The organism is Pseudundibacterium arcticum, assembly GCF_042646465.1.
In the GTDB taxonomy this organism is placed as follows: Bacteria; Pseudomonadota; Gammaproteobacteria; order Burkholderiales; family Burkholderiaceae_D; genus Undibacterium_A; species Undibacterium_A arcticum.
Genome location: NZ_JBHRTP010000071.1, coordinates 78,425 through 89,560 on the forward strand (window position 1 = coordinate 78,425; position 11,136 = coordinate 89,560).

Here is an 11,136-nt window from a genome sequence, read left to right on the forward strand (position 1 = left end):
AGCATATCGCTGAAGATTTATATTTCTAGTCCTGATTTTCAGTGAACTTGCTATGGTCGGTTATCGCCTTTTGCACTGCCTGCTTGATGGCTTCACGCAGGAGCTCTGGTGCGCCGCCTAGCTCAATTTTAAGTCGCCCATCATCGAATTCACGCATCGTTCCGAGTTTTGCATCGCCGAAATGCAAAGCATAGCCTCGTGACCGTTCCCGATGAGTTGGTTTGCGCTCGCGTTTTACACGCAATGCTTCCAGCTCAACGACAGTCATGATGCCATCGCTAACCTTCATCACGACCGTTTCCAGCTCTGCTTCAGAGAGCTGCTTTGAGAGCATACGCAGCTCATACCCAATACGGAGGCCGAAGGCTGAAGGATTTGTTTTCATCACAGCCATCACCGAATCCTGCAACTCAAGTAACGCCAAGGTTTTCGACACGTTAGCCTCCGAGAGGCCGAGTTGTTCGCAAATATGTCGTTGTGATGTGAATACCTTGTCGTCCAACATTTCCTTCCAAGACAACGCATTGTCCAGGTCGGTCTGGTCATTGCGTTCTTCATTCAGAAGCAAGGAAAGCCGATAGGCCTCCAAATCATCCAGTTCATCTACTTCGAGCGTTAGGATCGTTGTTCGTCCGAGGCTTAACAAGGAGCGTTTGCGATAACGTCCTTCCAGTAACAGATATGTTCCAGGTTCGCTGGCGTCGGCCATGACGATGACAGGAACCTTCTGACCATCCCTTGCAATCGTCTTGGCCATGCTATCGATCCTGGAGGGATCGTACAGCTTCCGTGCATTACGAGGATGATCCTTGACTTTGGCTATTTCAAGCGTACGCAGTCGGCTCTCACCATCTGCTGCAGGCAGGCGTGGCGTTTCAACATGTGAACTTTCTGTCCTAGGAACGAGAGGCGTGGCTATGTGGTCTGGATCGCCTTTGGAAGCAGCGATCGCCATGGTTATATCCGCTCGGGCAAAACGATCTTGGGAAGCAGATGCCTGCTTCACGATGGACGCTCCGAGTTTGGCGAAGCGATCATTCTTGCTTTTGGTCATTTTCTACCTTTCTTCAAACCAAGGACTAGCGACACATCATTGGTCAGATTTTCGAACTCTTCTATTGCCGCTTTGGCGCTTGACCCCAGGATGTGCACTGAATCCCCGCTGATCATTGCTTCTGCGTACGCAGCTCTTTGATTGATTCTGGCTTTCATTAATGGCATGCCCTCTCGCATAGATGCCATCTGTTCAAGAGCCGCTTTTGTTAGTGCCAGATTGGCGCGAACGATAGATGCGACTAGGCGCACGTTGAGTGCATCGTTCGATTCCGAACAACGACTAGCCAGTTCAAGAATATCCTGAGCCGCCCACAAGTCTCCTGGATTTGGGATGATCGGAATAAGGGCCAGATCCGAAACGAGCATCATCGACTGTGGAACCGGCGAATCAGCTGCAGGAGGGCAATCGACGATGATCACATCGTAATCATCCACATACTTTTTAATCTCCTTAGTGACACTCCCAGCGACCCTTCCCAGCCCGTTCACTTCAATTTGGATTGGCGAATCAGGGTCCGCATTATTTACCCAAATTGTCGCAGTACCTTGTGGGTCCGCATCAATCAGTTTCACCTTGTGACCGCGACGCACCATCGTGCCAGCAAGATTGACGGCAATGTTTGTCTTTCCACAGCCGCCTTTTTGATTTGTTACGGCAATTATCTTTGCTCGCATTATATTTTTCCTTTGGACAATAATATATAAATGTTTTACTACATTAACATCCCAGAAGCAACAACAACACGTTTAATCATCAGCAATTGACTTAAATACCACAACAATTGAAGATAATTCTGGTTCGATACTTTCACCGGGGAAAGTCGCACGATCTCGGAGAGTAATGTCGGCATTCAACGTTGCATACAAACAAGCTAGGAACATTCAGGATTAACGGAACGCCTAGCCGAGAATTTCACCACTCAAAACAGCCCGCACAGTAATGCCGCCGCAAGCAGGAATTGATAGTCACGACAGGAATGCAGGACCGCTTTAGGATCACAATCTTTCCCTCACGAAAGATTTACGCAACAATCAATTAAACAGAATGCCTCTATCGAGCTTGGTATAACCCAAGATAGGTATTAGTTATTCAAACCAATATTCGGAGAGAGAAACTTTCCCCGGCGAAAGTTGAGATTCATTGTCACCCTTCCATGCCAACAGAGAGGCCGCTGCAATCAGGGCCGAATGTACGAAATCAAGTATGCGAAATTAGAATTGGCTGAGCAGAATTTTCACCGGTGAAAGGTGTGATACGAAGTTGCTATTTGTCTTTATGAAGACACTTATTGAGAAGCCGCGTCAAAAAATGGTATTAATTATTCAAACCAATATTCGGACGGAGGAACTTTCCCCGGTGAAAGTTGAGATTCATGGTCGCCCTTCCATTCCAACAGAGAGGCCCTCGCCGTAATCAGGGCTGAATGTACGAAATCAAGTATTACGAAATTAGAATTGCCAGAGCAGAACTTTCACCGGTGAAAGGTGTGATACGAAGTTGCTATTTGTCTTTATGAAGATACTTATTGAGAAGCCGTGTCAAAAGAGAGTGAGAGTGGAAGTGGTCAACTTTCACCGGTGAAAGTCAGTCTCTTATTTTGATAAGTCGGCCGTTTATCGTCGCCTCTGATTTCATCGCGATATTCTTGTAGTGGACATTCCCATTAATCACGGCAGTTTCCGTCAAGATGAGGGTGTCCATGGCGAACACGTCTCCCATGACAGTGCCGGCGATGATTACCCGATTTCCAGAGACAACTCCACGGACGATTCCACCGGCACCCACCATAGAAGAGCCAACATCTGTTTGGACATCCCCGTCCACCTCTCCCAGAACAAGCACTCCTTCACCGGTCTTTATGTCACCCTGCTGAAAGGACTTAGCGCCGAGTATCGTAGTGATACGTTCGGCGTCGAAATCTACAACAAGAGATGGATTGGGCGCTATGCCGGCCAGTGTTGGATTCATTTTGCTTTTTGCAGTTGCTTCGCACGCTCTTGAAGATAAGTCGTAGCCGCCTTGATCAGATCGCCAAATAAGACTTGAATACAAATGGCGACCAGGACAACCGTTATGATGCTATCTATATAATTACTCATCTTATTCAAATAACTCCCATAGAGTTGTGCTGTGGCACTCTAAGCCACAGCACAATGTTCAGCGAATCTTCTGCATCCGGCCTTCGATAATGCAACCTTGATAGGTGATGACTTCGGCATATTGAATCTCGCCATCGACTTCAGCCGATTTAGCCAGGATCAGCTGCCCGTGACACAAAATACCACCTTGAATTCGGCCAAGCACGATGACCCGCTTGGCTGTGACAGAGCCGACAATCATCGCGCCCTCGCTAACAATGACCGTCGCTTCACTGAACAGGCTACCGTTCAACACACCGTCAATCCGGTAGCCTTCCGCTGTTTTGATGTCGCCCGTAAGTTCGGACGACTTCGAAATGACCGATGTGATTTGTTCACGTTCCAGATTGACAATGAGCTTTTCTGTTGTACCGATCTCGACTTCTTTCGTCACAAACAACTGAGCGGTCGGCTGCGCCGCAGGACGCATAGCAGCTGCGCTTTGTTGCAATGCGAAGGCCTGAGTCTTGCTGATCGACTCACTGACCATCGGCTGCTTTGCAGCACTATCCGGAGTTGGGAGCTGCGCGACATTGCTATTGCTTGGAGAAGTTTGCATTTTTTTATCCTTAGTGTAATAACGGGATGCCATTTTTTTCAAGTTGGCAAAACTTGTGGAAAACCTATTCGGAAACCTTCAAAATTCGTCTATCAGTCGTCACCTGTGATGTCTTGGAACTCACCTTTTTGACGACTTCACCGTTTGGCAGCGATTTGCCGACCTTGATCTCTCTGGGTAAACGTGTGGCCGGATCAGTAATAACCACTCCATCGGCAGTTACTGCCAATACCGTGTAGGCTGGGAGTGTTAGCTTGGCTTTCGAATCCGCCTGATTCACGGACATCTCCCTTGTTGGATCAGTTACTAAAGTCGACTTTGTCTTTTGAGACTCATGCGCAGTTGATTTTGCATCCGTCTTAGGTTCAATTTGCCGAGGTTGTCGCGCTTCTCCAATCTCCTGCGCCTTCGTTTCATCCACTGCAAGCATTGCCTTCTCTTCCTTTTCCGGTTGCGCCTCCTGATTCGGCAAAGGCGATTTTCCGGCCCACAAAGGCAATGGTGCAGGTGGCAAGAAATCCTCCGGCCTTTTGCCTATAAATGGCTTCGCTGGGGAGGGCGCTGAAGCCGGCGCTTTGGATTCCTCCCGTACTGGGACAGGGGAGGGCGCCTTGGCCTGCTGAGCCATTACAGCCACCGCCGTGGGCGCTGATCCCGCCGACAGTTGCTTGCTCTGAACAGGCACCGTATTTACGATACTCATCGATGCAGGCGAGGGCATTGGAGCCGCCGCTTTTGGTTCAACGATGTTGTCTGATGATTTGCGTGGCGTCACTATCGGCGCTGCAGTCGCTAACCCTTGTTGCTTGGCGAGGGTAGGGGCAAAACCTTCAAACCTATTCAGTACGCCCGAATAGCTCATGCCGAGACAAATAATCATGAAAGCAAAGCCGGCAATCATCGTGGCTAACCCACGTTTTCCGATGCGGCGTACCTTGATTGCTTCTGCCACGAAATGGGTCTTCATCACATAGGCCCTTCTCCACGAATCATCGTAGAGAAGGGCCGACGCGGAAATCGTTGTGGCGACATTGCTCCAACTCCTGACGCCAAGGTCGAGTTCCATCGTAGAGCCAATGATGGCATCGATGGCATGAGACTCAACTTCAGTTCGGGTGTGTTCCATGGCTCAAAGAGGAAATTTCAGCAGCGCCAGGCTGGCCGGGTACCGCATAGATCGCGGAGATATCATGCAAAGCTAATGCTTGTTGTAGCTTAGTTTTACGGGGGAATGGTGTTGTTCTAACTGTCTTTGCACCGTTGCTAGTTGAACCATCCTGACTTGTTGTACTCAGCTCAGATCCTTCACCCTTTATGACGATTTCGGTGGCGCCCAAAAACTCTTCGCGATCCTCGAAGATTTCAGAAGGATCTTCAAATGGGCCATTATTTCGAAGAGTTTTCATTTTCGATTCAAATGCACTGCGATCGAGGCCCGCATCGACCATTTTTTGGCGTTGCACCTCCGCTTGCTTCGCCAACTCAACGATATCGCCATCCAGTTCCAGATCGGGATAGTAGAACGGCGTATTCATCGACAGAGGACTAGACTTTGTTCGCATCACCAATTTCAACGGTACAAACGGCAGACGATCCCCAAACAGCGCATTCAATCCGACAAGTTTGGATCTCAATGTATTGACAGCGTTGTAGCTCGCTGTTCGCAATATGTAAGCGCCCATCTGATCGGTCTGGCCTGCGATCTGGAATAAGGCACGCCCGAAAATACCGCAACGGTTGTGACGACCAAACTCGCAATATGCATCACCTGGGCAGGGTATTTCCGAAATCGTTCCGTTGTCTTCGATACGCTTGGCATTCTTCCCATCCCCTGCACAAACAAGGCGCTTCTTTTCAATATCGTATGCCTCATAACGTTCGGAGCTATTCAGTTCAGGATCGGCGTAAAGGACACGTACTGGGATGGCACGCAATTTCTGATCGGCAGTTTCAGACTGCTGTTCCAGCGTTGCCTTCTGCAGCGGATCGGGAACCCACTGGCCGACCTCCTTGTGCAATCCAGTGATAGAAAAGAAATCGTCCTTTTGCGGCAGACGCTTGCCATTACGTTCTTCCATATGACCAAGACGAATTGCGCCGAGGACCGGTGTGACATAAGCGATGTTGTGCAGCATGGACGACTCCTGTTTAAAAATGTTGACGATTCATTGGACCATGCAACATTTGAAAAACAAGTCCCTAAAATCAGTGGCAAGCATTTTTGTTAGTCCTACACGAAGCGACATCGTGTAAGCGTTCCATGACCCGCTGCACCCCTTCCGTTCCAAGCCGGTGTGTGTCCATTTGGAACACGGCAGTCGTTTTTACTCCGTCAAGATAGATACAAGGCGAACCGGAAGGGGCAAATATGAAATTCGTCGGTCCGATCTGCATGCCACCATCGCATTCACCGCGTTCTCCTTCCTCATCGACGCTTTCGCTCTGCAGAAACCCGCGGGTGGACTGGACGGAGGAAATAGTGCCTTCGATGAGCGCTTCCTTGTACTCCATCGGCCGCAAAACTGTAGGCAATCGTTGTAATTCGCTTCCGCCATCTTGCAACGCAAGAAGGTTGGCAGCGACAGCACTGACGTACGACCAATCCGTCACATCCAAGACGGGGCGAGTTGGCGATCGACAGAAAACAGCGCCGACCAGATACGACAGAATCGGCGTCGACTCATGGGCATCTGCTGCGCTGCCGCGCTTTGGGAAGCGACGAATCTTGTCTTCATCTAGTGTCATGATCATGTGAACCATGGTTTGCAGATCACCAGTCGACCAGTGAGCCACTTCCTCATGTTCAAAGATCTTCGGTATTAGCCGTACACTCTGTTGATGCTGACCGAGGCCAGATCTTGCTAACGCGTCTGCAACTTGTTTGGCTCCATGAAAATTTGCGATCAGGCTCGTTTCACGGTCGTTTGGGGTGAACACCACCGGTATGAAAAACAATTTGGCCTGTTGATCCAACCCCCGCACGACGAACCTTCCGGTCGTAGCCTCGCCCATCAATTTATTGATAACCCTATCCCGCTCAGTTGGGGAAAGCGAAGCAATTTCGTGGCATTGCCCAGGCGTGACAGTTCCTTGCAGGACACCTGCAATATTTTCATGATTCGTACGAATACGCGTATCTAAGTCGAACATGGTTTCTCCACACAAAAGAGTCGTCACCGGCAGCGCAATGCTGAATTGATAAGATGACTTCTTGCATGCATGGCTAGGCCCTCTGCACAATGAATGCCATCGTACAGGCCAATTTTCTCGATTCAAGTCGGAGAAACGGGCAATTTTTGCTCATTTCTGACTAAATTTGACCAGAACAATGCGGCAGGGGACTTGAATATATGGCTTTGTTCGGTATCGTGATTTCAACTAAACACACGAAACCAATATGACCGCAGCCATTGAAATGCCAGCTCCCAGCCTCGGTGAACAGCTTGCCGCGCTGTACCAGCCGTCAATCACGGACTTCCCGGCCCTGAAGGTTAATGGAGTCGACAGCGAGAGCTACAGCATTGAAGTGCCAAACGCCGTCTATCACTCAGATAGAACCGGCGTGTCGTGTTCACAGCTGAAAAATCTGCTGCAGTCGCCTGCTCACTTTCATGCGGCGATGAACGCGCTACGCAAGGCCTCGACAGGATCTCAAAATATCGGGACCGCTTTGCATACGGCCGTTCTGGAGCCACACCTGTTCGATTCAAGTACTGCGGTCTGGGATGGGGGTACTCGGAGCGGCGCGAAATGGAAGGAATTTGCGAGTCAACATCATGGCAAGATCATTTTCACGCCGGCGGAAATGAAAACTGTTCGTGGTATGTGCGATGCGGTCAACAATTACGTGATACCGAATCATCCGGGCGTTTTGTTGGGCGAGCTGATCGCTAAGGGAGAGTCCGAGAAGACAATTTACTGGCGTGATCAAGAAACCGGGATCATGTGCAAAATTCGTGTCGACTGCCTGGTCAATCCACTCATATCATTCGACCTGAAGACAGTAGGTGATGCGAGGCTCGACGGTTTCCTCAAGACCCAGGCACTGAAACTGGATTACGATTTCCAAGCAGCCATGTATTTTTGCGGTGTCAAAGCCTTCACTGGCCACGATTTACCCTTCTGCTTCATTCCAGTGGAAACGGATGAGCCACATGGCGTACAGCTGCAAGAGACCGGCCCTGGATCTCAATTTTTTGAGAATGGCATGCGCAAATTCCGATATGCCCTGCGCACGCTCAAAAAATGCCGGGAAACAGGCGTCTGGCCGGGATACCAGAACACTTACAATCGGCTCGACGAAATTCCAAAATACGCTGTGTTCCAGGCGCCGGACGCCTTGGACTGATCCGATTGGCAGAAACCACCGTAATTAACTCGGAATCAGGGGTTTTTCGTCATCGGAAGGGGAGGGTGTGTCGGTAACAATACCGCATGGATCATCCAACCCTACTATCGCCGCTTGGCCTACAGCTGCCACGCCGACGCGCATTACTACGCGCCGCGGCTTGCCTGCCGGCCATGGCCTTACTGCCCCAAGCTGGTATCGCCAACGACTTCTGGAATCGCCCCCGTGAACTGTGGCTGTACCGGAAAAGCACAGGCGAACAGGTTCGGGAGACTTATTGGGACGATGGGCGCATTATCCCCGAAGGCTATATTCGCCTTTGCAAACTGCTGCGCGATGTCCAGGCGGGACAGGCCGTTCAGATGGATATCATCCTGCTGGACATCATGCGCGGCGTCTACGGCTGGTTTGAGGCCTATGGGGTCACCAAACCACTCATCATCAACAGCGGGTACCGCAACGTCCACACCAATGCAGTCACGGAGGGAGCCGCGCGCAATTCCATGCACACGTATGGTAAAGCGACCGATCTCTGGATGGCCGGCATATCTACCGAGTATATGGCCAGGCTCGGTGTGTACTTATCAGGCGGCGGGGTAGGGTACTATGCACAAAAAGGCTTCGTGCATCTCGATTCGGGCCGGCTACGCGTCTGGCGTGGGTAACCGCAAGTCATACCGCCCAAAAAAAATGCCCCCTACGTCAGACGTAGGGGGCATTTATATTTGGGCCAGACTATTTGCAGCCTGGTCCTGATACTTCAACGAGACTCCAAGCTTCAAAGAACGGCCGAAAGGCCGGCAGTACCGCAAAGAATTTCTTCATCGAGTCATCATCGAGAGGAAAATCCCATTGTTCCTGCGGCTCATTCATGTACCAGCGCTTCACCGTTTTCGAATGACCACCGGCGCGAAGCCGTGCAACCAGTGTCGGACTCGCTGCCTCGATTTCCTTCATTCGCTCCGCTGTTGCTGCGAATTTGAAAGCAATCGAGAACGGTCCCCCATTCGTATTCCAGATGCGATCCTGGATCGGAGGGGCAGTTTCAAGCAAGCGCCGGAACTTACCGATATAGCCTTCCGCGGAAAGCTTGGACCCGGACACCCGTTGACCGCCTGATTCAAGATTCGAGGATAGATGGCACACACGCCGTATCACGTCCTGGTGGGAGCCGAGAGCGACGGCATTCCAATTCCGGGCAACCCCGCCACTCTTGGTGATCACGTTGTTATCCCCTCCCAATGACAGGGCAAGGAACTGATCCTCGCTTGTCCCGGCATCTGCGGCAGGAATTCGAAACGCAGCGAACGCAAACTCGATAAAGTGACTCATGCTCCGGCCTCCTCTGCAAACAGATTGCCGAAGGCCATGTCGAGCTGCTGAACTGCCAGAGTAGTCCACGCCGCCGTGACAGACGGCGTGTCTTTGACGTTGTGGAACTTCAGGTTGTCCCAATATCGCTTAGCCTCTACCGGATCTGACAGGTCGAAACTGAAGCGAATATGACCGTCTTTGAGCGTTGAGACATGCTCCTCCAACAGCCGGCCGAATTCCTTCTCATAATAGGACGGAAGGCATTGATAATCGGTGACGATCGTCGCATCGAGTGTCAGCCCATCAGGAAGGCGAACCACAGGAATCGCTTCCATGAAAGCCGCGCGCCATCCCTTAATGTAGGCTTCGGGTGATGTGACCTTGTGCAGAACGGTGAGGTCGCCACCTTCGCAGAATGCCGCCCGATCACAGATTGTTCCGAAAAGCCGCCATTGCATTTCAACACCGAGCACTGTCACTTCGGCGTCGTCGTCCTGCACGATGGCGACAAATACAGGTTCATAAGAAATTCCTGCGGGAAGCTGGATCGCGCAACGTCTGGTTTCGTTGATTTTCTTCATGGGTTCTCCATTTTGAAATTCGAGAAACCATGACCCCTTCGGGATTGGTTTCCCGAAGGTTGAGCAGGCAGAGCTGCAAAAGATAATGCTGGCTAACTCCAGCTAGAAGCCGCCTTTCAATGATTGAAAGGGGATAGAACGACTAAATGATAGGTGAAATCCCGGGTGATGGCAATATGGCACAGCGTATGCAGGAACGAAAAAGGGCCACGCAATCCGCGGCCCTTCTTGTGCTTCTTACTTCTCCTTCTTTTTCTTTCGGCTCTTGCTGACGCCATAACCAAAGCGCTTCCAGGCTTCCTCATCGACCATCAGAGGGGCAGTGCGCCCAGTCTTCAAGTTGACAAAACTACCATGGTTAGCGATTTGCCCATGACGGAACAACTGCGAAAGGATGTTGCACGCATGAAGGGCAGTGGTGCTGTTAATGAACAGCGACTGTTTCTCTAATGCGTCAGCCAAGCTACAGCTAGGCACGCCGTCCTCTGCATCAAGTGAAGCATTGATCAGATTGGGAAACAGATCCGCGGCATGCGGCAGGCGAGTCAGATTGCTCTGTCTTGCCCTGTTTGGATCTACTTCACCAAGGATAACCTGCGAATCATCGAGCCGGTTGCCGCAATCGAGCCAGTAAATTACCCGGCCGCGCTGCGCAGAACTCAGGATCGCACTTCGTGCCTTGCGATTGTCCACGCAACCAACCACAATTTCGCAATGCAACTGCTCATCGGTCGTTAACCTCTCGACTTGACTGCTCCAATCAAGGTTGAAACCGAGATTGATGCGGTTGATGAGAGTGGGCGCTTTATAGGCACCCACATCGCCGGGAAAAAACGACTGCCGCCCGACATTGGCCTCACTGACTTGATCATCATCCCAAAGTGTGACGTCCAAACCTCCAGGGTGACCAAAGGCGAGCAATGCCAGGTGTAGACGTACCAGACCGTTCAATACTTGCGAACCAGTCCCGCCGGCGCCAATCACTGCAACACGAACTTTCTGCTGCAGCAACCGCGGATGGATCATGTGAATGCCCATTATTTGGCCTCCCAATGTTGCGTGAGGTCGACAAACAGGCCATTGGTGCGTATTCCACACCAAACTGGACACCGATTTCACGGCAAACTGGACACCCATTC

The 11,136-nt window shown here is 50.9% G+C and carries 12 protein-coding genes; 2 read left to right on the top strand and 10 right to left on the bottom strand.

The features are described 5' to 3' along the window. Nucleotides 1–25: 25 nt before the first annotated feature. From ACFOFO_RS20055 to ACFOFO_RS20085, 7 genes are all read right to left on the bottom strand, one after another. Entirely contained in the window at nucleotides 26–1,054 is a 1,029-nt protein-coding gene (locus tag ACFOFO_RS20055) for a ParB/RepB/Spo0J family partition protein (RefSeq protein WP_390328670.1), read from the bottom strand. Continuing rightward, nucleotides 1,051–1,731 carry an AAA family ATPase gene (locus ACFOFO_RS20060; protein ID WP_390328671.1) on the bottom strand — a complete coding sequence of 227 codons (681 nt, stop codon included), beginning with the start codon at nucleotides 1,729–1,731 and terminating at the stop codon, nucleotides 1,051–1,053. Before ACFOFO_RS20060 ends, ACFOFO_RS20055 begins: the two co-directional genes overlap by 4 nt. A gap of 910 nt (nucleotides 1,732–2,641) precedes the next feature. After that, on the bottom strand, nucleotides 2,642–3,025 hold the full coding sequence (locus ACFOFO_RS20065; RefSeq protein WP_390328673.1) for a bactofilin family protein: 384 nt from the start codon (nucleotides 3,023–3,025) through the stop codon (nucleotides 2,642–2,644). 189 nt (nucleotides 3,026–3,214) lie between these two features. Next, entirely contained in the window at nucleotides 3,215–3,754 is a 540-nt protein-coding gene (locus tag ACFOFO_RS20070; RefSeq protein WP_390332577.1) for a bactofilin family protein, read from the bottom strand. 64 nt (nucleotides 3,755–3,818) lie between these two features. Next, nucleotides 3,819–4,880 (bottom strand): hypothetical protein, encoded by a 1,062-nt coding sequence (locus ACFOFO_RS20075; protein ID WP_390328679.1) that lies wholly within the window; start codon nucleotides 4,878–4,880, stop codon nucleotides 3,819–3,821. Continuing rightward, nucleotides 4,861–5,889, bottom strand: coding sequence for a recombination directionality factor (locus ACFOFO_RS20080; RefSeq protein ID WP_390332579.1), 1,029 nt, complete (start codon nucleotides 5,887–5,889; stop codon nucleotides 4,861–4,863). Before ACFOFO_RS20080 ends, ACFOFO_RS20075 begins: the two co-directional genes overlap by 20 nt. A 70-nt stretch (nucleotides 5,890–5,959) precedes the next feature. Then, nucleotides 5,960–6,904, bottom strand: a complete 945-nt coding sequence (locus ACFOFO_RS20085; protein WP_390332580.1) for a hypothetical protein — start codon at nucleotides 6,902–6,904, stop codon at nucleotides 5,960–5,962. Between the two features lie 247 nt (nucleotides 6,905–7,151). Between ACFOFO_RS20085 and ACFOFO_RS20090 the strand changes: the two genes are divergently transcribed. Beyond that, on the top strand, nucleotides 7,152–8,102 hold the full coding sequence (locus ACFOFO_RS20090; protein ID WP_390332582.1) for a PD-(D/E)XK nuclease-like domain-containing protein: 951 nt from the start codon (nucleotides 7,152–7,154) through the stop codon (nucleotides 8,100–8,102). Nucleotides 8,103–8,188: 86 nt separating this feature from the next. After that, the gene (locus ACFOFO_RS20095) at nucleotides 8,189–8,767 is read left to right on the top strand and encodes a YcbK family protein (protein WP_390332583.1); all 579 of its coding nucleotides are present in this window, start codon (nucleotides 8,189–8,191) and stop codon (nucleotides 8,765–8,767) included. A gap of 70 nt (nucleotides 8,768–8,837) precedes the next feature. Here ACFOFO_RS20095 and ACFOFO_RS20100 read toward each other — a convergent pair whose 3' ends face one another. The 3 genes from ACFOFO_RS20100 to ACFOFO_RS20110 all read right to left on the bottom strand — a co-directional run bounded on the left by ACFOFO_RS20100 (nucleotide 8,838) and on the right by ACFOFO_RS20110 (nucleotide 11,134). After that, nucleotides 8,838–9,434: a hypothetical protein gene (locus ACFOFO_RS20100; RefSeq protein ID WP_390328687.1), complete on the bottom strand. Its 597-nt coding sequence runs from the start codon at nucleotides 9,432–9,434 to the stop codon at nucleotides 8,838–8,840. Then, nucleotides 9,431–9,997, bottom strand: coding sequence for a hypothetical protein (locus ACFOFO_RS20105; RefSeq protein WP_390328690.1), 567 nt, complete (start codon nucleotides 9,995–9,997; stop codon nucleotides 9,431–9,433). Before ACFOFO_RS20105 ends, ACFOFO_RS20100 begins: the two co-directional genes overlap by 4 nt. A 237-nt stretch (nucleotides 9,998–10,234) precedes the next feature. After that, a complete protein-coding gene (locus ACFOFO_RS20110) occupies nucleotides 10,235–11,134 on the bottom strand; it encodes a PRTRC system ThiF family protein (protein WP_390332585.1) in 900 nt (299 codons plus the stop codon). Nucleotides 11,135–11,136: the final 2 nt, after the last annotated feature.

Coding starts and splice junctions, on each gene's coding strand:
- ACFOFO_RS20110 (WP_390332585.1), bottom strand. CDS start 11,134: ATGGGTGTCCAGTTTGCCGTGAAATCGGTGTCCAGTTTGGTGTGGAAT.
- ACFOFO_RS20085 (WP_390332580.1), bottom strand. CDS start 6,904: ATGTTCGACTTAGATACGCGTATTCGTACGAATCATGAAAATATTGCA.
- ACFOFO_RS20065 (WP_390328673.1), bottom strand. CDS start 3,025: ATGAATCCAACACTGGCCGGCATAGCGCCCAATCCATCTCTTGTTGTA.
- ACFOFO_RS20070 (WP_390332577.1), bottom strand. CDS start 3,754: ATGCAAACTTCTCCAAGCAATAGCAATGTCGCGCAGCTCCCAACTCCG.
- ACFOFO_RS20080 (WP_390332579.1), bottom strand. CDS start 5,889: ATGCTGCACAACATCGCTTATGTCACACCGGTCCTCGGCGCAATTCGT.
- ACFOFO_RS20090 (WP_390332582.1), top strand. CDS start 7,152: ATGACCGCAGCCATTGAAATGCCAGCTCCCAGCCTCGGTGAACAGCTT.
- ACFOFO_RS20060 (WP_390328671.1), bottom strand. CDS start 1,731: ATGCGAGCAAAGATAATTGCCGTAACAAATCAAAAAGGCGGCTGTGGA.
- ACFOFO_RS20075 (WP_390328679.1), bottom strand. CDS start 4,880: ATGGAACACACCCGAACTGAAGTTGAGTCTCATGCCATCGATGCCATC.
- ACFOFO_RS20055 (WP_390328670.1), bottom strand. CDS start 1,054: ATGACCAAAAGCAAGAATGATCGCTTCGCCAAACTCGGAGCGTCCATC.
- ACFOFO_RS20105 (WP_390328690.1), bottom strand. CDS start 9,997: ATGAAGAAAATCAACGAAACCAGACGTTGCGCGATCCAGCTTCCCGCA.
- ACFOFO_RS20095 (WP_390332583.1), top strand. CDS start 8,189: ATGGATCATCCAACCCTACTATCGCCGCTTGGCCTACAGCTGCCACGC.
- ACFOFO_RS20100 (WP_390328687.1), bottom strand. CDS start 9,434: ATGAGTCACTTTATCGAGTTTGCGTTCGCTGCGTTTCGAATTCCTGCC.